Genomic DNA, 18,321 nt, shown 5'->3' with positions numbered 1-18,321 from the left:
CGTATTATGTCCCAAGCAATGATTCAGCAACTTCAGCAATTCAAAGTTATTCCTGTTATTCAAATCAATAAGGTTGAGCACGCGATTCCATTGGCAAAAGTGCTAGTAGAAAACGGTCTTCCAGTCGCGGAAGTGACGTTTCGAACAGAAGCCGCTGCCGATGCGATTAAAGCCATGCGTGATGCTTATCCGCAAATGTGCATCGGTGCTGGCACGGTACTGACGCCAGAGCAGATTACCCAAGCGAAAGACGCGGGTGCAGAGTTTATTGTCGCGCCGGGGTTGAACCCAAATACCGTGCGTCGCTGCCAAGAAATCAACATGCCAATCGTACCGGGCGTCAATAACCCAAGTCAGGTTGAGCAAGCACTAGAGCTGGGTTTGAACTTCCTCAAATTCTTCCCGGCGGAAGCGAGCGGTGGTATCGCGATGGTGAAGTCACTACTTGCACCTTATGTTGATGTGAGCCTGATGCCGACAGGCGGTATCGGTAAGAACAACGTTAATGATTACCTAGCCATCGACCGTGTGGTTTGTTGCGGTGGTACTTGGATGGTGGCACCGAGCTTAATTGAAAACGAGCAGTGGGAAGAAATTGGCAAGCTGGTTCGTGAAGCAGTAGAGCTGGTTGCGTAACTCAAATAGAGCTCTTTTACCCCAAGTTGCGGACCCCATTAAATAGCGTGACTTGGGTTGAACAATTATAAGGATGACGCGGATGAACAAAGGTACATTAGCACTACTCATTTCAGGCTTAATTTCAATTCCAACGGCAGCGATGGCGATGACTCCCAACACTGATCTTAACCTAATGCCTTACCCACAAAATGTAGAGTTGGGGCAGGGTAAAATCACATTGGATAAATCCTTCAGCATTTACATCAAAGGCTACGATTCACCGCGCGTGCAGTTCAACGCAAAGCGCACTATGGACCGTCTATATCGCCAAACCGGCTTACCAATGTTGAACTGGCATGCTGAGTCGGAAAAAGACGCGACCTTGGTGATTGATATTCGTAATGCACCCAAGTCAGAGGTGCAAGACATTAACAGTGATGAATCGTATCAGCTTGAATCGCGTAACGGTCAGATCATCATTCGCTCTGAACGCCCTTACGGAGCTTTCCATGGTTTAGAAACCTTCTTGCAGTTGGTGACTACGGACGCGGCTGGCTATTTTGTGCCTGCGGTGTCGATTCAAGATGAACCTCGCTTTCCTTGGCGTGGCGTTTCTTACGACACTTCTCGTCACTTCATTGAACTCAATGTGATTCTTCGCCAACTCGATGCGATGGCATCAGCAAAAATGAACGTCTTCCATTGGCATATTTGGGATGACCAAGCGATTCGTATCCAGCTCGAAAATTACCAAAAACTGTGGCAAGACACCGCAGATGGTGATTACTACACCAAAGATGAAATTCGCTACGTAGTGAATTACGCGCGTAACCTTGGCATTCGAGTTATCCCTGAAATTTCTTTGCCGGGACATGCGTCGGCAGTAGCCCGCGCATACCCTGAATTAATGTCTGGTATGGGGGAGCAATCTTATCCGCATCAACGTGGCTGGGGTGTGTTTGAGCCACTAATGGACCCGACCAATCCCGAACTTTACAAGATGCTGGCGAGCGTGTTTGACGAAGTGATTGAGCTCTTCCCAGATGAGTACTTCCATATCGGCGGCGATGAACCAAATTACCAACAGTGGAAAGACAACCCGAAGATTCAGCAATTCATCAAAGACAACAATCTGGATGGTGAGCGTGGCCTGCAATCGTATTTGAACACCAAGGTTGAACAGATGCTGGAACAGCGCGGTAAGAAGATGACTGGCTGGGATGAAATCTGGCACAAAGACCTTCCAACCTCGATTGTGATTCAAAGCTGGCAAGGGCACGACAGTATCGGTCGAGCAGCAAAAGAGGGCTACCAAGGCATTCTCTCAACAGGCTATTACCTAGACCAGCCGCAGCCAACCAGTTACCACTATCGCAATGATCCAATGCCGAAAGGCATCACGGTTGATGATCAACTTCATCAAGGTGAGAAATTCGCGACTTACGATTGGGTGAAACCGCGTAACAAAGGCGGTCCGCGCACTGGCAATCTAACCATTATTGAAGCAACAGACGGCAGCTACCGTGCGTTTACCGATTACAACGGCAAGTCCCGCGAAGAGGTGTTCATCATCGAGTATGTGCCAGGTGTGAAGTTTAAAGGTCACTTCGATAACTTTATGTCTTACACCGAATTCAACTATGACTTTGCAGACGGCAAGTTGAAAGACACCAGTTACCAGTTGATAGGCAATGTTCGTTGGCCTGCGACTGGAGAATTGGTCGCGAGCAGTTATATGGCAGGGAGTGTCATTCCTGAGCCGAATGGCGGGTATCCGGCTGAGCTGACCGAGAAAGAACAGCAGTTAATCTTAGGTGGAGAAATCACGATCTGGGGTGAGAACCTCGATTCAATGACCATCGAGCAACGCCTATGGCCACGAAGCTACGCGATTGCTGAGCGTCTATGGTCGAGTCAAGAACTGACCGATGAGCGCAGCATGTACAAGCGCATGAAGGTGATGGATACATGGTCTGAGATTTCGCTTGGCCTGCGTCATCACGCCGATGCCAATATGATGCTAAAACGTCTTGCTAATGGTGCGGACGAAACACCGCTACAAACGTTAGCGAAGTACATCGAGCCGGCTCAATACTACGCTCGTCATTGGGAGAAGTGGATTTCTACGCCAAACGAAGGCGATTTGTACAACCAGTATGAGCGACTAAACCGCTTCGCAGATGCATTACCAGTAGAAAGCCTAGCAGTGTACGAGATGAAAGATTTGGTCGCAGCTTATTCTCAAGGTGATACAGCTGAGTTGGATACGTTAGCGATGCATTATCAAAGCGTTAAGTTAGCAGCGCAGCAAGCCAAACCTATTTTCGCGGCCAACGTGGCGTCGGTAGAAACGGTGCCAGTTGCAGAAGCAGTAATCAAAGTTGCCGATTTAGGTTTAACCTTGATTGAGCTTGCTAAGCAGGGCAGTGATATTAGCCAATCTGACGCTGAAGTGTATCAACGCATCATCAATGAAAATGCGATAATTTTTGATGAAACCATTGTCGCCATAGTCTCACCAACTGAGTTGTTGCTTCACACTTTAACCGATTGATAACTAAAAGGGATTGCCGTCTGGTAACGCAGGCGGCATCTTATCGGTTAAGCACTCTTTTATTTCCTAAAGGTTTCCCATGATAGTAAATGGTCACTTACATTTTTATGTAGGCACCTATACCGATTCACCAAGTCAAAGTCAGGGCATTGCATGTATTTCTCTCGATACCGCTAATGGCGCATTGACGCTCACCAATGAACTTGTTCCTGGAGCGGTGAAAACGGTTCGTAACCCTTCTTACCTTGCGCTCAGAGGAGAGGGTTTATATACCTTTAATGAAGTCGAACGCCTGGAAGGTGCAAAGCTGATATTTGCTGAAAAAATAGACAGCTATGCATTGCCAATTGAAGGTGATTACCCTTGCCATATCGACATTAAAGAACCGTTACTCGCTGTTGCAAACTATGGTTCCGGCAATGTGAGTGTTTACCAACTTGATGAGCAAGGTAAGCCGTTGAAATCCATTGCAGAATTGTGTGTAGAAGGCAATGGGCCAAATATTGACCGTCAAACTTCACCTCATGCCCATCAAGTCTCTTTTCTAAAACACTCCGCTCAATTGGCTGTGGTCGATTTAGGTACAGACAGTGTTCACTTCTATGACTACGGCAATGATGGTGAGGCAGTTAAGTTTTCACTTTCTCAAAGCGTCGCTATGCCTGCTGGCTCTGGACCTCGTCATTTGATCTTCAATCGTGATGAGTCTGTCGCGTACGTTGTTTGCGAACTGTCCGAAACGCTTGTGGTACTTCGCAAGCAAAACGGACAATGGAATCTGACTCAGCAAGTTAAACTGCTAGCCGATGAAGAGAACAAAGAAGCGGCGTCTGCGATTCGTCTCTCTGCGGATGAGTGTTTTGTCTATGCCTCTTGCCGTGCACAGAACCTGATCAGCACATTTGATGTAACGAGTGATATTCCGGTTCAAATTGCCGCGTCCGATTGTGGTGGCGCGTTCCCAAGAGATTTTGTTTTATCCCGTGACGGGCAGTGGATGCTCGTTGCTAATCAACATTCACATAATGTCGCTAGTTTTCATAGGAATCCGGAAACTGGCGTTATCACTCCAACCGGATACTCATGCGATATCGGTGCGCCTGTGTGTTTGGTTGAGAAGTAGTAATTAAGAGAAATAACATGACAATTCATCGTATTAATCCATGTAAACGTTGGTCTGATGTAACGGTGTTCAACGGCATTGCCAACTTTGTTGAGGTGGCAGAAGCAGATACAACTGCGGATATGAAAGGGCAAGTGCAGCAGATCTTCGACCAAGCCGAGCAAATGCTAGCCAGTGTTGATAGCGATAAGTCGCGCATTCTGTCTGTGACGATTTACGTGACGGATTTCGCTAACTTCGATGCCCTTAATGAAGTGTGGGATGCGTGGTTCCCTGAGGGATGCGCACCGAGCCGTGCTTGCGTCAAAGTTGAATTGGCGAATCCTGAACTGTTGGTAGAAATGGCGTTTGTTGCTGCTGTGGGTGAGAAGTTCCAATAGTTCGCTATCACTCTACTTGAACCATTAAGCCCAGCGTTATCCTCAAGCCCAGCGTTATGATAGTCCAATAACGCTGGGCTTTGTTCTTTTGGGCTGATCAGCATAAACGAAATAGGTTGCTGATAAGCACGAAATTGAAAATATTACTCAAAGTGTCACTTATTGGCTTAAAATGACTTTTATTGATACTTAATGAATGGCCGCTATTTCTTTTGGGGCATACACTTATCCCGAACTTAAGAAATAGGAGCATCATCATGAAAGCAATCACTACATCGGTTTTGGCATTAAGCTTATTGGCAGTGGGTTCAGCTCAAGCATTTGAGTTAACCAGTAATGACATTCAAGAAGGCCACCCAATGGCCAAAACGTTTGAATACAACAGCTGGGGCTGTGATGGTGGCAACCAGTCTCCACAGCTGATGTGGAAAGATGCGCCTGCAGGCACAAAAAGCTTTGCAATTACCGCGTACGATCCGGACGCACCAACAGGCAGTGGTTTCTGGCACTGGGTTGCGTTTAATATTCCTGCTAACGTGAATGAACTTCCACGCGGTGTGAACATTGAGAAATTGGGTGGTAAAGAGTCTCGTATCGATTACGGCACCGTAGGCTTTGGTGGTGTTTGTCCTCCAAAAGCGGATGGTATGCACCGTTACCAGTTCACAGTATGGGCGTTGCCAACGGCTAAACTAACTCTTGATGAGAATACACCTGCGGCGGTGGTTGGCTTTACACTGAATAGCATGGCGCTAGACAAAGCAAAACTGACGGCAACTTACACGCGCTAAGGTACTACAAAGGCGAAAGCAAGGGGAAACAATGGGTCATCAATATCAAATTACGATATTTCGTGCAGAGCAGTTACAGAAGCTGCGCAATGTGAGGATTCATTCCCCAAGCATTATTCAGATCATTACGGGTAGTAAGCGCCTTTTCTGGAAGGAATCGGCGCTGGATATTTCCCATTCTGAATTACTACTTTGCGAATCTTCTGCATCACTGAGCTTTGAGAACTTGCCACAGAAAGGGAAGTTTCTCTCCAGAATGTTTAGCTTCCATTACTTACCGACAGACGCAATGCTTGAATTGAGCATGCGTCTCGGAACAGGGGATGAATCGCCGAGATTAGCCGCAGATAACGCGTTACATGAGACGTTAAACGCGCTGTATGCTTTTGAACAACATGGTATGAGCAAAGAGACACAAACTTTTTGGGTCATGGGTTTATATCAGCAGCTTGCGGAGCGTGGAGCGTTACACCACCTGTTTGTTAGCTCAAACATCACATTCAGCCAAAAATTGAGTCGTTACTTATCCTTCTCTCCCGGTGAAGAACATTCGTTGGAAGAGGCTGCTGAACGATTTGCCATGAGCCGGGCAACCATGATCCGTAAACTCAAGCAAGAAGGGACTCAATATCGAGAGGTGTTGGCAGAAGTACGTTTAAATCATGCATTGTATTTAATGCAAAATGGCCACTATAACGTTGCGATGTTGGCTCAACTTTGTGGCTATCAATCGGAAGGTCGTTTTAGTCAGCGTTTTAAAGGTAAATTCGGTCTTACCCCGAGTGATTACATCAAAACGGTGGTGATAAATTAAGCCGAGCCTTGGAAAGTGGCCTATGCGCGCTTGACCGGACGCAATGATGGTGAAGCGGAAGAATCTGCGACAGCTAAATCCGATAGAAGCTGTTGTAGCAACTCAGAAGCATGAACATTCGCCTTTACTTTGTCGACATCACTCCAGCTCTTGCTGTTCTCTTCTTCAAGGTATTTGATGGTCTGTTGTGAAAGCTTCAGGACAGCGTGCCACTTCAGTTTTTTATATTCCAAATTCATATTTGAACTCCTATATGAATTCTTAATTTAAAACATTGTTCAAAACTTTGAGTTAGCATATTGGATTTTGTAAAGGTCTGTATGCCTAGCACCAAAATGAAAAAGCGCCCATCGCGTTAACGATAGGCGCTCTTAGAGATTATACTCTTAAGGGTTATAACCTTTGGTTATTTATAGTATTTCTGCTTCATTTTGAGTGCTACGTTCACTAAAGCAATCAATACAGGTACTTCGATCAGTGGGCCAATGACACCAGCAAAAGCTTGGTCTGAGTTTAGGCCAAACACCGCGATGGAAACCGCAATTGCCAGTTCAAAGTTGTTGCCTGTTGCCGTGAAAGCAATCGACGCATTTTTGTCGTAGTCGATGCCCATTTTCTTACCAACGAAGAAGCTGACAAAGAACATCAATACGAAGTAGATAGCCAGTGGAATTGCTACACGGAATACATCCATTGGCAGTTCAAGAATCATTTCACCTTTCAAGCTGAACATCAGTACGATGGTCGCAAGTAGGGCGATAAGCGTAATTGGTGAAATGCGTGGGATGAATACTTCGCTGTACCATTGTTCACCTTTCGCTGCGACTAGCCATTTACGACTTAGGAAGCCCGCTAGGAATGGGATACCAAGGTAAATCAGAACGCTTTCCGCGATGTCCATCATCGAGATATCTACCACGAAACCTTCGTAACCAAAGACCGGTGGCAACACAGTGATGAACAACCATGCCATCACACTGTAAGTCACGATTTGGAAAGCACTGTTTAGCGCAACTAGAGCTGCGCCATATTCTTTGTTACCGCCACCGATATCGTTCCATACAAGCACCATCGCAATACAACGAGCAAGACTGATCAGGATGATACCGACCATGTAACCCGGATGATCACCTAGGAAAGTCAATGCAAGGATGAACATCAAAATAGGGCCGACAACCCAGTTCATGACCAAAGACAGTGTGATCGCTTTTTTATCTTTCGTCACTGTACCTAGCAGGTTGTAGTTCACCTTTGCTAGCGGCGGGTACATCATCAAAATCAAACCAATCGCGAGCGGTACGTTCGTGCTGCCGACTGACATTGACTCATTCCACTCAGCAACTTGAGGGAATGCTGCGCCAATACCTACACCGATTGCCATTGCCACAAAAATCCACACCGTTAGGTATCGGTCCAAGAAGCTCATTTTGTCGCTGGCACTATTTAAAACTTGAGTAGTCATAGTGTTCTCTCATTCGTTTATCGTCGAAAGGCGATAATTAAAGGTATAGTTTATCTCTGCACGCCTGACCAGCGTGCAAAGGGAATTAATCAAATAACTTGGAAAATCCTAGATTGAACTGATCAAACGCGTCGCGCTGAATGCGGTAACACACCTTAGGTGGGTTTGGCTCGGCGCTGATAAAGCCAGCTTGCTTTAGAATACGCAAGTGCTCGGAAACAGTAGATTGCGCAAGACCCAGCTCAGAAACCAAATCACTGTTCAAACAACCGCCCATGGTATCGAGAGTGTGCAGGATATGCAGAATGCGCAAACGTGCTGGATGGGATAAAGCTTTCGCTTGTGCTGCTAGAGTTTGTTCTTTCTCTAGTTGTTGTTGCGTTGTCTGAAAAGCAACTTCGCACTTGTCGTTGCATTTATCACTCATTCGTTGGCCTTAATAGTTAATCGTCGAATTGCGATAAAGTGTACGCCTGCTCTGTGGAAGATGCAACAATTCGATGAAAAAACTAATCGGGAAATAACGATGAATAAAAAGTTGAAAAAATATCTCTATTAAAAACAGTTATATAATCAAAAGATCGGTAGGTTACTAAAAGTTAACTAATTGCATTGTATTTCTAGGTTACCATAATAAACCACATCCGACGCACAATGGTTATCGCGTCATCTTGTGAACTTATTTAAGGGTAATTCTATGAGCAACATACTGATCATCAATGCACACGAACCATCACCATATTCAGAAGGTCGTCTAAATGCTTCTCTTGTTGATAAAGCGCAGACGCTTCTGCAAGCAAAAGACCATGACGTTCGCGTTGTGACAATGCAAGATGAGATCAACGTAGATGAGCAACTCGCACACTTTGAATGGGCTGATCGCGTGATCATCCAAAGCCCAATCAACTGGATGTCTGTGCCTTGGTCATTCAAAAAATACATGGACGATGTTTTTACTGCGGGTATGGGCGGCGCTCTGTGTGCTTTCGACGGTCGTAGCGCAGAAGAACCAAAGAAAAACTACGGTACAGGTGGTACGCGAACCAACACTAAGTACATGCTTTCACTGACATTCAACGCGCCAAAAGAATCGTTTGATGATGAGAACGAATACCTGTTCCAAGGTAAAGGTGTCGATGATTTGATGTTCCACATGCACGCTAACTTCCGCTTCTTTGGTATGTCAGCACTGCCGACATTCGCTAGCTACGATGTGATGAAGAATGCGGATATCGAAAATGATTTTACACGTTTCGAAGCGCACATTAACGAAAACTTCTAATCCTTTTAGAAACATAGTGTGAACTGAATGATGAATTGAGATGGACTGCTGCATGCGGTCCATTTTTATTTGTTTGCGGCGCCGTGACGTTTTTATTACTCTAAAGCACTAAATGTATCTAGCTTACTTTTCGTTACCTAGATTAGGTGCGTATCTTGAGGTGTATTGTGGAAAGCAAAATCAGTGTAGATAGCAAAGGTCGTAAGTCAGTGACGAACGTATGTGCGGAGCCATGTGCTATCGAGAAAGGGATGCGTCTAATTGGTGGTAAATGGAAAGGCTCTTTGATTTTTCATTTGAAAGATGGCCCAGTTCGTTTCAATGACCTAGCACGCATGCTAGGCGGCGCAAGCAAAAAGATGATTGATCAGCGTCTGAAAGAGCTAGAAGCGGAAGGTATGGTGGTGCGCAAAGTGATTAGCGACCGACCAATTGCTGTCAGCTATGAGCTCACTGAGTTTGGCCGTACCGCACTTAAGATTCTTGATGATTTGCGAATCTGGTCTGAGACTCACCAGATTGAGTTGCGTAAATAACGCGGCCTGTTGTATCTCATCATCGCTTAACGGTTTAAGCCAATAAAAATGCCAGCATATCGCTGGCATTTTTTATGTTTGATTGTTGTCTGGGACTGATTGGGCGTAATCCGCTTAGTAGTCCAACGTACCACGAATAGGGTAGTTGTTGTCTGGATTACGAATCCAAGCCAAACCACGTGATAGCGCACCAAGCTCAGGGCGAACAAACGGGTTGTTTGAAATATCCACCACGTGCAAGTTGCCGTGTTCATTCACTACAAACAGACCTGGTTCTGCGAAGTTATGGTCAGTCTCTTGCTCTGAACGAGGCAGTGAAATGTACAGACCTAGTGTTTTCATTTGTTCTTCGGTTAGGCCGTAAGCAATCGGGAAGCTGATTTCGAGTTTTTCTAGATGCCCCTCAAGCTGCTCTTTTGAATCGCCTGAAACCGCAAGAATATCAACGCCTGCTTCTGCGAACGCTTGCTTGTAGCCCTCTAACTCATTGAGGTATTTGGTACAAAGAGGACAGTGTTTACCACGATAAACGAATACGGCTTGCCAAGTCGCATCACCTTTCGGCTGACCTAACGTCACGCTTGAACCATCTAGCAAGGTTGCTTGAATAGAAGGGAAGCTGTCGCCCGCTTTAAGTTTCACTGAAGTTGCCATAATGACTCCCGAATTGGTGGTATATATCCATGGATTCCCCTTCTCAATAAAAGCGATTGTGTAGGGGGTGAGACTTCAATGTAGACCCAGTTTTATGGCATTTCAACTAGTTAACTTTTGGTAACCTAGATAATGAATGGCAAGAAAAAGAAACAGTTAGAAGAGGAAAGCAGAACTTAAAGATACAACGAAGTGGGGGTGTAGTATCAGGAGTTAAGTTCTGCTTGGAGTTGTAAGTTATGTTATGACCAATTCAATAACTCTTTCATGTTTAGTAGCGCGATCACTTCCAACTTGTTTTTTGATTGAGCGATACGCTGTTGGAAATAAGCAGCCATCTTAGGCCACGCTTTTGCAGGTCTTTTATGGATTCGCATGATATTTCCTCCTTCGTGTTGACAGGGTCAGTATGCGAAGAAAAGGGGAGCTGAAAAAGAGAGCAGATTTCTGTGGTTTATTCCTAATAAGCTCGAAAGGGGGGCTAACTCTTCGATTTTTGGCTTTGTTTAGACAAAAAGGGGAACAAAGTGAACGGAAGTTTTCTTATTTTCTCTTGGATAAGTTGAGTAAAATAAACCTATCTCCACTTTTTGAGGATGCGCAGTGTCTGATCTCAACTTGTTCCGCTACTACCAACGACTGACACCATTAGGTGTTGGTAGTGAAGTCAAAACCACGTTGCAGGAAGTTGCTGATTTGCTGTTCACTTCTCCTCGTCATGCGCGCAGCTTGTTGTCACAAATGCAGACGCTCATGTGGTTAAGTTGGCAGCCAAAAGCGGGCCGCAATCAGCGTTCGACATTGCTCCTAAACATAGAGTTAAGCGCGCTAAAAGAGAGCCTAGCTCTGGAGCGCATTAAGCTGGGTAAGTACGAAAAAGCACTGGCGATTCTCGATGAAGACGAAACTGCATTTGGACGTTTGCTCAAAACCACTTCAGGTGCATCGGTTCAAGAAGGTCGACTGAATATCCAGCTGACTTATAAGCGTATGTTTGAACGTATCGTCCCTCACCAACTTCACCGCAGCAGTGAGCGCTTCTTTCTGCGTCAAATCTATTGTTGCTTGGTATCGAGTGACTACAACGGTGTGGTAAAGCCAGAGTTGGCCCACCATTGGCGCTACGATGAGGATAACTTTGAGTGGACATTTTACCTTCGCCCCGGTCTAACGTTTCATAATGGGGCGCCGATTGATGCTGATACCGTGGTGAGTCTATTTGCCAAACTGAGTTCGTTGGAGTATTACCAGAAAGAGCTGGCTCACGTTACCGATATCACTGCGCCAAACCCTCTTAAAGTAGTGTTTACCCTGAGCAAGCCAGACTTGGGTTTTGCAGGGCTTATATCTGGGGTGAAATATGGCATTCAACCCGTTAGCCAAGTAAACGTGGCTAACAACAACTTGGTGATTGGTAGTGGCCCGTTTTCGGTGATTGAGCACAATGCGAATCGACTAAAGCTGAAAGCTTTCGATGCTTATTACGCTTGCCGTGTACTTACAGACATAGTGACGATTTGGATCGTCAACGATGAGAAAATGGAGAACCCTTCACTCACTGGTAGTGTGCCTATCAACGTTAGCGAGACTTTGTGTGGTCATTATGTTTCGACTCAAGATGACAAAGCCCCTCATGATGGTCAACACACTCGAACTGAAGATGGTTGCTTGTTTGCTCTGTTCAACCATCATGCTAAACAGCCTTTGTCTCGTGCTCAGCGCCGTTATATTGCAGAGTTGATTCAACCTGAGCGTTTGGCAGAAGCGATGCGAAAAGAAAATACAGTGTTTCGCAGCGTTCCTGCTTCCAACTTACTACCTAGTTGGAAGCCCGTTTACGTCCTTTTGGGGACAGAACCAAGTTACCGAAGACCATCACTATCGCGGGTTACAACTACACTGCGCTTCGTCGCTGTGCTCGTGCTATTTCTTCTCTCCTGGCATTGGAAGGCTGTAAAGTTGAGACGATCATGTATTCCTACAGAGAGCTAAATGAAAAAGCGGAAAATGGAACGCTAGACGAGACGCTGGTGGTGACTAACACCACTTCTGATGACAGCCGTCATGTCTCTGCTTTTACTAACTTCTTTAGCAATGATGTTTTGTACCATACATTGGGTGAAGAAAATGCGCAGTGGCTTGATGAGCAGTTGGAAAAGGTGAGGTCGTTGGTTCCCCTTGAAGATTACTTAGTTGCGCTTGAGCCTATTGCTTCAACACTGGTCAGTGAATACTGGATCGCACCAATGTTCCACCATACTCAGACACTGCGTTTCCAAGGTGTTTTAGAAGACGTCGCTCTCACTAACTGGGGTTGGCCGGATATTCGATCAGTATGGTCAGCAGATTAATCAAACCCGCCACTCGGCGGGTTTTTTGTGTCTTTTCTCTTCCGACCTTCTGCTCGCCATATGTTGAAACTAAGCAACGTTTCGATTTCTTTTAGCAAACAAGTGTGATGATTATCCCTGTTTGAAACTCACTAGCGCCAAATTAGTGAAAAATGAAGTTTGAATTTAATCACGATAAATAGCGAGTCAAGAGTCGTAATGTGATCGAGGTAAATTATCGCGAATTTCTAGAAATGTTTGGATAGGTGCGGAGGTTCAAATTATGTCTATTGACATGTTGCTGAAAGAAAATTTGTTGCTAACTTTCTTTGTCTATTTTTGAGCTACGTTCATTAAAACAAATTGACAGCCATTTAATTGTGATTTGTTGCACAAAAGAGGCGTGCTTGCGCGGCTCTACGACTCTTATTGATAATTAACCCATCGAAACCGAACTGTTGATAGGGTTTAAAAATGCTGTATGAATTAATCGACCACGAACTAGTAGATGTTATTAATGACCGCGCTTACCAATGGCAAGACGCAGTTAAAAAGACAACGCAATACCTAGAAGACAAAGGTTACGTTTCTCAGCAATACGCGGATGCCATCATCCAATCGACCGAAGAAAATGGTCCTTACTATGTGTTGTGCCCTGGACTGGCGATGCCACATGCTCGCCCAGAAACCGGTGTCCTAAAAACGGGCTTGGGCATTCATATTTTCCCTTCACCAGTTGATTTTGGTTCGGACCTTGGTCCTGCCAACATTCTTATTACCCTAGCTGCAAAAGACTCTGATACCCACATTGAGGTGATTCAAGCGCTGAGCGAGATGTTTGTGGACGAAGAGAACATTGCAAAACTGGCACAAGCTTCATCTAAGGAACAAGTGCTAGACATAATAAAAGCATACTAAAAGGAACATAACGTGAAAGCAAACATGCGAGCCAATGTGCAAGCCTTCGGGGGTCATTTGACCGCCATGGTGCTGCCAAATATCGGAGCCTTCATCGCTTGGGGCTTTATTACTGCACTCTTTATCCCAACAGGTTGGATGCCAAACGAAGCGTTTGGGGAGCTTGTTGGTCCAATGATCACTTATTTATTACCACTGTTGATCGGTTATACCGGCGGTCAGATTGTTGGTGATAAACGCGGCGCGGTCGCCGGTGCCATCGGTACCATGGGTGTTATCGTTGGTGCGGACATCCCAATGTTCGTCGGCGCAATGATCATGGGCCCACTCAGTGCTTGGGTTGTGGTGCAAATGGATAAGCGAATCCAACACCGTATTCCTTCTGGTTTTGAGATGGTGGTGAACAACTTCTCACTAGGTATTGTGGGCATGATCCTGTGTCTGTTCGCCTACGAGATTGTTGGTCCTGCAGTAACAGCGGCAAACTTGTTTGTGAAATCAGGCATCGAAGCCTTGGTGGCGACGGGATTCCTTCCTCTACTAGCAATCATTAACGAGCCTGCGAAAGTGCTGTTCCTTAACAACGCTATCGACCAAGGTATTTATTACCCATTGGGTCTGCAGGCGGCCGCTGAAACAGGTAAGTCTATCTTCTTTATGGTGGCATCTAACCCAGGTCCGGGCCTTGGTATGTTGCTGGCGTACGCGAAGTTTGGTCAAGGTCTGTCGAAGCGCTCTGCGCCAAGTGCCATCATTATTCACTTCTTCGGCGGTATTCATGAATTGTACTTCCCGTACGTGTTGATGAAGCCAATCATGATCTTGGCGATGATTGCGGGTGCAGCGACAGGTATCGCAACCTTCAACCTACTTGATGCAGGTTTGGTAGCAGGTCCAAGTCCAGGCTCAATCTTCTCTTACCTAGCATTGACTCCGAAAGGCAGCTTCTTAGCGACCATCGCAGGTGTCACAACTGCAACGATTGTTTCCTTCCTTGTCGCAAGTGCGATTCTGAAGATGAGCAAGGCAGAAGACAAAGAAGATGAGTTTGAACAGTCAGTCTCTGATATGAAAGACATGAAAGCGGAAGGCGCAATCAAACCTGCTACTGCTGCAACACAAGAAGTCAACAAACCAATTTCATTCGTCGCATTCGCTTGTGATGCGGGTATGGGCTCAAGCGCGATGGGGGCTTCAACCTTCAAACGCAAGTTAGTTCAAGCCGGGATTGATATTGAAGTGAAAAACTTCGCCATCGAAAAAGTCCCAAGTGACGCTGACATCGTCGTGACGCACGAAAGCTTAGAAAGCCGAGCGATTAAAGCAACAGGCTTGCCAGTAATAACGATTAAGAACTTCCTCAATGATCCAGCGCTCGATGAGCTGATGGACAAGATTAAGCAACAAACGGTCGCAACTGAGCAACCAGCCTAACAATGCAGTATGGGGCGGAACCTACCGCCCCATTTAGGAGAGAAATCATGGTACAAACAACGGCAGCGGTTATCTGTGGCGAGAAAGACGTTCAACTAAGAACCTTTGATTTGCCAAGCATTTCAGCCGATGAACTTCTGGTTAAAAACATTTCAAACAGCATCTGCTTGTCCACTTACAAAGCGGCATTGTTAGGTAGCAAACACAAACGCGTACCTGAGAACATCGATGAAGTGCCAGTGATGACGGGCCACGAATACGCAGGTGTGATTGTTGAAGTCGGTGAGAACCTAAAAGACCAATACAAAGCAGGCGATTACTTTGTACTGCAACCAGCAATGGGGTTGCCTACTGGTTACTCGGCGGGTTACAGCTACGAAACCTTTGGTGGCAACGCAACGTATTCCATCATTCCGAAAATCGCTATCGATTTAGGTTGTGTGCTGCCTTACCACGGTGATTACTTTGCAGATGCGTCTTTGGCTGAACCAATGTCATGCATCATTGGTGCTTATCACGCGAGTTACCACACTACGCAATACGTGTATGAGCACGATATGGGCATCAAAGAGGGTGGAGCGTTAGCGCTACTTGCGTGTGCTGGCCCTATGGGCATTGGCGCGATTGACTACGCGATTAACGGCCCGGTTAAGCCAAAACTGATTGTGGTGACAGACATCGACGCTGCACGCTTAGACCGCGCAGAGTGCTTAATTCCGGTTGAGAAAGCAAAAGAGCAAGGCGTTGAACTGCATTACGTCAACACCGCTCAAGTCGATGACCCTGTGACTTATCTGAAAGCGCTGAACGATGGCAAAGGATACGATGATGTGATGGTGTATGCAGCGGTATCGCAAGTGCTAGAACAAGCCGATGAGCTGTTGGGTAACGATGGCTGCTTGAACTTCTTCGCAGGCCCTACCGATAAAAAATTCAAAGTACCGTTTAACTTCTACAACGTGCATTACGAATCAACGCACATTGTGGGCACGTCTGGTGGCTCGACCGGCGACATGGTGGAATCTATCGAGTTGTCTTCACAAGGTAAGATCAATCCATCGTTCATGATCACCCACGTTGGTGGCTTGCAAGCTGCACCGCATACGATTTTGAATCAGTTGGATATCCCGGGTGGTAAGAAGTTGATTTACCCGCATATTGACCTGCCATTGACCGCGATTGATGATTTCTTATCGTTGGCAGACCAAGACCCGTTCTTCGCCGAATTAGACGCAATTTTGAACGCGAATAACTATGTGTGGAACGCACAGGCAGAAAAAGCGTTACTTGAGTTTTATGACGTGAGCTTAACGGTTTAGTTGCAACGAATTTGTGTGGTAGCCTTTGCGCTGCCACATAATGGAGAGGTCATAATACGTTGTCACGTGAAGACGAATTACTGGAGAAACTGGACGAGTGCGAAAATGCGACTGCGTTTCTTCAGGTTTCTAACAAAATAATTAACCTCAAGTTAAAAGCATTACTTCCGAGCGTGTTCGTCCAAGACGACCTAGTGAAGGAGTATGCTGTGGATCCTTTATTGAAAGAAGATGGTCCGTTGGTGACGACTGATGTGGTATCAAAGCTGATGTTTGCGATGGGCAAAATCTCTTTGGAAACTTACGCCGATATCGGATTGTACGATCAGGTGTTGGAGTACGTGGTTGGCCAACCGGAGAAAGTCGAATTCGCGGATGACGTGATTTATGACTTCATCAAAAACCAAGCGGTTCTCTCTTCTCAGCAAGACAGCTTTTATCTTGAGTCGATCAATCAGCTTAAGTTCTCTTCGTTTGAGTCCTTTTCGCAAATGAGATACGAATCTCTCATCAAAACAGTGTTGAAGCTGTCATGTGAAATGTTGATAGAAAGAATCGAAGGGGAGATCAATCAATAAGGGTTCACCATGAAAGTGAATTTAAACGTCAGTGGTTTTGAAACCGAAGCTACCTTTCCCGATGCCGACGTAAAGCGAATCCATCAACCTCTTATCGAAAAATTTATCCGTCTTTATCATGAGAAGCAGGAACGTATTATTGTGTTCTTGTGTGCCCCTCCGGGCAGCGGTAAGTCGACCCTAGCTGCGTTCTGGGAACACCTCTCTGAACAAGATGAAAACCAAGAGCCACTTCAGGTTCTGCCTTTTGATGGTTTTCACTACCCGAACGAAATCCTCGACAGCAACACCATTGAACGTAATGGTGAAATTGTTCCTCTGCGCAGCATTAAAGGCTCTTACGAGACGTTCAATCTCACCGAGCTTATCGACAAGCTGAAACAGCTTAAAGTGAAAGACAGCAAATGGCCTTACTACGATCGCAACTTACATGATCCTGTGGATGATGCCATTCAGGTTAACCGCAATATTGTCGTCGTCGAGGGCAACTGGCTGTTGCTTGATGAACCAGTATGGAAAGAGCTGCATCGCTTGGCCGATTTTACGGTGTTTATTGATACTCAAGCGGAGTTTCTACAAGAGCGTTTAGTCAATCGTAAGATTCGTGGTGGCACAGACCCAGAAGCCGCCTTGGAGTTCTACTTATGCTCTGATGCTGTCAACGTTGATAAAGTGTTGAATCATTCGATTCCTGCTGACTTATCGTTGTTTCTCAATCAAAACGGTTCGTTCGAAATTCGATAGTTCGTCCACAATCTCAGGAGGTCACCATGGATATCGTGATTGATAGCCACACCCATACTATTGCCAGTGGACACGCTTACAGCACCATTCTAGAGAACGCATTGTCTGCCAAGAATAAGGGGCTAAAACTTCTTTGTACCACCGATCATGCTCCCGAGATGCCAGGAGCCCCTCACTACTGGCATTTCAACAATCAAAGAATTTTGCCCCGCTTTTTACATGAGATCGGCATTCTCCGTGGCGTCGAAGCCAACATGCTGAATGTGAAAGGGGAGATAGACTTACCACCTTCCTCTGACCAACATCTCGACTGGGTGATTGCGAGCTTCCATGAACCCGTATTCAAGCCAGCAACGGAAACTGAGCATACCGCTGCCCTGATAAATGCCATTAAAAGTGGCAGAGTGGATGTTCTTGGCCACTTAGGTAACCCAAATTACCCATTCGATATGGAACAGGTTTTGCTCTGTGCCAAAGAGCACAATGTTGCAATTGAAGTTAACAATACGTCTTTGACGGGCAAAAGCCGTAAGGGCAGTGATTCTCGTTGTGATCGCATTGTCGAATTGGGCAAAGAGATTGGCGTTTACTTCAGTACAGGGTCGGATGCCCATTTCAGTGAAGAGATTTCCAAGTTAGATTTGGCGATTGCTTTGCTGGAAAAACACGGGGTGGATGAAGAGAAGATACTCACTACATCGACGAGTCGATTCTTGAACTTCTTACTGCTGAGAGGTAAGGCGAGGATCCCTGAGTTCGAAGCACTCTATTGAAAAACGAGTGA

The 18,321-nt window shown here is 45.8% G+C and carries 19 protein-coding genes and 1 pseudogene; 15 read left to right on the top strand and 5 right to left on the bottom strand.

Annotated elements, in window-relative coordinates; all coding sequences use genetic code 11:
- Window positions 1-6: 6 nt before the first annotated feature.
- From KHO06_RS23830 to KHO06_RS23805, 6 genes are all read left to right on the top strand, one after another.
- Window positions 7-636, top strand: a complete 630-nt coding sequence (locus KHO06_RS23830; protein WP_212582687.1) for a bifunctional 4-hydroxy-2-oxoglutarate aldolase/2-dehydro-3-deoxy-phosphogluconate aldolase — start codon at window positions 7-9, stop codon at window positions 634-636.
- An 82-nt stretch (window positions 637-718) separates the two neighbouring features.
- Entirely contained in the window at window positions 719-3,172 is a 2,454-nt protein-coding gene (locus KHO06_RS23825; protein ID WP_212582686.1) for a beta-N-acetylhexosaminidase, read from the top strand.
- A 79-nt stretch (window positions 3,173-3,251) separates the two neighbouring features.
- Window positions 3,252-4,295, top strand: coding sequence for a lactonase family protein (locus KHO06_RS23820; protein WP_212582685.1), 1,044 nt, complete (start codon window positions 3,252-3,254; stop codon window positions 4,293-4,295).
- 17 nt (window positions 4,296-4,312) lie between these two features.
- Window positions 4,313-4,675 carry a RidA family protein gene (locus KHO06_RS23815; RefSeq protein ID WP_212582684.1) on the top strand — a complete coding sequence of 121 codons (363 nt, stop codon included), beginning with the start codon at window positions 4,313-4,315 and terminating at the stop codon, window positions 4,673-4,675.
- A gap of 257 nt (window positions 4,676-4,932) precedes the next feature.
- The gene (locus KHO06_RS23810) at window positions 4,933-5,466 is read left to right on the top strand and encodes a YbhB/YbcL family Raf kinase inhibitor-like protein (protein WP_047476211.1); all 534 of its coding nucleotides are present in this window, start codon (window positions 4,933-4,935) and stop codon (window positions 5,464-5,466) included.
- Between the two features lie 31 nt (window positions 5,467-5,497).
- The gene (locus KHO06_RS23805) at window positions 5,498-6,280 is read left to right on the top strand and encodes a helix-turn-helix transcriptional regulator (protein WP_212582683.1); all 783 of its coding nucleotides are present in this window, start codon (window positions 5,498-5,500) and stop codon (window positions 6,278-6,280) included.
- Between the two features lie 20 nt (window positions 6,281-6,300).
- On the opposite strand, the gene KHO06_RS23800 is transcribed toward KHO06_RS23805, so the two are convergent.
- The 3 genes from KHO06_RS23800 to KHO06_RS23790 form a co-directional block, all read right to left on the bottom strand.
- Window positions 6,301-6,519: a hypothetical protein gene (locus tag KHO06_RS23800; RefSeq protein ID WP_005425122.1), complete on the bottom strand. Its 219-nt coding sequence runs from the start codon at window positions 6,517-6,519 to the stop codon at window positions 6,301-6,303.
- 167 nt (window positions 6,520-6,686) lie between these two features.
- Window positions 6,687-7,742, bottom strand: a complete 1,056-nt coding sequence (arsB, locus tag KHO06_RS23795) for an ACR3 family arsenite efflux transporter (RefSeq protein ID WP_212582682.1) — start codon at window positions 7,740-7,742, stop codon at window positions 6,687-6,689.
- Between the two features lie 85 nt (window positions 7,743-7,827).
- Window positions 7,828-8,169: a winged helix-turn-helix domain-containing protein gene (locus KHO06_RS23790; protein WP_005425131.1), complete on the bottom strand. Its 342-nt coding sequence runs from the start codon at window positions 8,167-8,169 to the stop codon at window positions 7,828-7,830.
- Between the two features lie 270 nt (window positions 8,170-8,439).
- On the opposite strand from KHO06_RS23790, the gene KHO06_RS23785 reads away from it, so the two are divergent.
- Together KHO06_RS23785 and KHO06_RS23780 are read left to right on the top strand one after the other, a co-directional pair.
- A complete protein-coding gene (locus tag KHO06_RS23785) occupies window positions 8,440-9,024 on the top strand; it encodes an NAD(P)H-dependent oxidoreductase (protein ID WP_045379999.1) in 585 nt (194 codons plus the stop codon).
- Window positions 9,025-9,191: 167 nt separating this feature from the next.
- Window positions 9,192-9,560 (top strand): helix-turn-helix domain-containing protein, encoded by a 369-nt coding sequence (locus KHO06_RS23780; RefSeq protein WP_005425099.1) that lies wholly within the window; start codon window positions 9,192-9,194, stop codon window positions 9,558-9,560.
- 114 nt (window positions 9,561-9,674) lie between these two features.
- Here KHO06_RS23780 and KHO06_RS23775 read toward each other — a convergent pair whose 3' ends face one another.
- Together KHO06_RS23775 and KHO06_RS26785 are read right to left on the bottom strand one after the other, a co-directional pair.
- Entirely contained in the window at window positions 9,675-10,214 is a 540-nt protein-coding gene (locus KHO06_RS23775) for a peroxiredoxin family protein (RefSeq protein WP_212582681.1), read from the bottom strand.
- Between the two features lie 242 nt (window positions 10,215-10,456).
- The gene (locus tag KHO06_RS26785) at window positions 10,457-10,591 is read right to left on the bottom strand and encodes a hypothetical protein (RefSeq protein WP_005425107.1); all 135 of its coding nucleotides are present in this window, start codon (window positions 10,589-10,591) and stop codon (window positions 10,457-10,459) included.
- Window positions 10,592-10,817: 226 nt separating this feature from the next.
- On the opposite strand from KHO06_RS26785, the pseudogene KHO06_RS23770 reads away from it, so the two are divergent.
- From KHO06_RS23770 to KHO06_RS23740, 7 genes and pseudogenes are all read left to right on the top strand, one after another.
- Window positions 10,818-12,565: pseudogene (locus KHO06_RS23770) on the top strand (SgrR family transcriptional regulator).
- A gap of 453 nt (window positions 12,566-13,018) precedes the next feature.
- A complete protein-coding gene (locus KHO06_RS23765; RefSeq protein WP_005425097.1) occupies window positions 13,019-13,462 on the top strand; it encodes a PTS sugar transporter subunit IIA in 444 nt (147 codons plus the stop codon).
- Between the two features lie 12 nt (window positions 13,463-13,474).
- Window positions 13,475-14,896 (top strand): PTS mannitol transporter subunit IICB, encoded by a 1,422-nt coding sequence (locus KHO06_RS23760; RefSeq protein ID WP_155483684.1) that lies wholly within the window; start codon window positions 13,475-13,477, stop codon window positions 14,894-14,896.
- A 47-nt stretch (window positions 14,897-14,943) separates the two neighbouring features.
- Window positions 14,944-16,215 (top strand): zinc-binding dehydrogenase, encoded by a 1,272-nt coding sequence (locus KHO06_RS23755; RefSeq protein ID WP_212582680.1) that lies wholly within the window; start codon window positions 14,944-14,946, stop codon window positions 16,213-16,215.
- 59 nt (window positions 16,216-16,274) lie between these two features.
- Window positions 16,275-16,793, top strand: a complete 519-nt coding sequence (locus KHO06_RS23750) for an MltR family transcriptional regulator (RefSeq protein WP_212582679.1) — start codon at window positions 16,275-16,277, stop codon at window positions 16,791-16,793.
- Window positions 16,794-16,802: 9 nt separating this feature from the next.
- On the top strand, window positions 16,803-17,537 hold the full coding sequence (locus KHO06_RS23745) for a nucleoside/nucleotide kinase family protein (RefSeq protein ID WP_212582678.1): 735 nt from the start codon (window positions 16,803-16,805) through the stop codon (window positions 17,535-17,537).
- Window positions 17,538-17,563: 26 nt separating this feature from the next.
- Window positions 17,564-18,310 (top strand): phosphatase, encoded by a 747-nt coding sequence (locus KHO06_RS23740; protein ID WP_212582677.1) that lies wholly within the window; start codon window positions 17,564-17,566, stop codon window positions 18,308-18,310.
- The last annotated feature ends 11 nt before the right edge of the window (window positions 18,311-18,321 follow it).

The sequence above is a fragment of the Vibrio sp. B1FIG11 genome, assembly GCF_905175335.1.
GTDB lineage: Bacteria > Pseudomonadota > Gammaproteobacteria > Enterobacterales > Vibrionaceae > Vibrio > Vibrio campbellii.
This window is presented reverse-complemented; position numbering and strand designations above follow the sequence as displayed.

What these genes read in the sequence shown, in the direction of transcription:
- KHO06_RS23740 (WP_212582677.1), top strand. Translation starts at nt 17,564, where the DNA reads ATGGATATCGTGATTGATAGCCACACCCATACTATTGCCAGTGGACAC.
- KHO06_RS23785 (WP_045379999.1), top strand. Translation starts at nt 8,440, where the DNA reads ATGAGCAACATACTGATCATCAATGCACACGAACCATCACCATATTCA.
- KHO06_RS23810 (WP_047476211.1), top strand. Translation starts at nt 4,933, where the DNA reads ATGAAAGCAATCACTACATCGGTTTTGGCATTAAGCTTATTGGCAGTG.
- KHO06_RS23820 (WP_212582685.1), top strand. Translation starts at nt 3,252, where the DNA reads ATGATAGTAAATGGTCACTTACATTTTTATGTAGGCACCTATACCGAT.
- KHO06_RS23745 (WP_212582678.1), top strand. Translation starts at nt 16,803, where the DNA reads ATGAAAGTGAATTTAAACGTCAGTGGTTTTGAAACCGAAGCTACCTTT.
- KHO06_RS23755 (WP_212582680.1), top strand. Translation starts at nt 14,944, where the DNA reads ATGGTACAAACAACGGCAGCGGTTATCTGTGGCGAGAAAGACGTTCAA.
- KHO06_RS26785 (WP_005425107.1), bottom strand. Translation starts at nt 10,591, where the DNA reads ATGCGAATCCATAAAAGACCTGCAAAAGCGTGGCCTAAGATGGCTGCT.
- KHO06_RS23805 (WP_212582683.1), top strand. Translation starts at nt 5,498, where the DNA reads ATGGGTCATCAATATCAAATTACGATATTTCGTGCAGAGCAGTTACAG.
- KHO06_RS23790 (WP_005425131.1), bottom strand. Translation starts at nt 8,169, where the DNA reads ATGAGTGATAAATGCAACGACAAGTGCGAAGTTGCTTTTCAGACAACG.
- arsB (WP_212582682.1), bottom strand. Translation starts at nt 7,742, where the DNA reads ATGACTACTCAAGTTTTAAATAGTGCCAGCGACAAAATGAGCTTCTTG.
- KHO06_RS23825 (WP_212582686.1), top strand. Translation starts at nt 719, where the DNA reads ATGAACAAAGGTACATTAGCACTACTCATTTCAGGCTTAATTTCAATT.
- KHO06_RS23765 (WP_005425097.1), top strand. Translation starts at nt 13,019, where the DNA reads ATGCTGTATGAATTAATCGACCACGAACTAGTAGATGTTATTAATGAC.
- KHO06_RS23815 (WP_212582684.1), top strand. Translation starts at nt 4,313, where the DNA reads ATGACAATTCATCGTATTAATCCATGTAAACGTTGGTCTGATGTAACG.
- KHO06_RS23800 (WP_005425122.1), bottom strand. Translation starts at nt 6,519, where the DNA reads ATGAATTTGGAATATAAAAAACTGAAGTGGCACGCTGTCCTGAAGCTT.
- KHO06_RS23830 (WP_212582687.1), top strand. Translation starts at nt 7, where the DNA reads ATGTCCCAAGCAATGATTCAGCAACTTCAGCAATTCAAAGTTATTCCT.
- KHO06_RS23775 (WP_212582681.1), bottom strand. Translation starts at nt 10,214, where the DNA reads ATGGCAACTTCAGTGAAACTTAAAGCGGGCGACAGCTTCCCTTCTATT.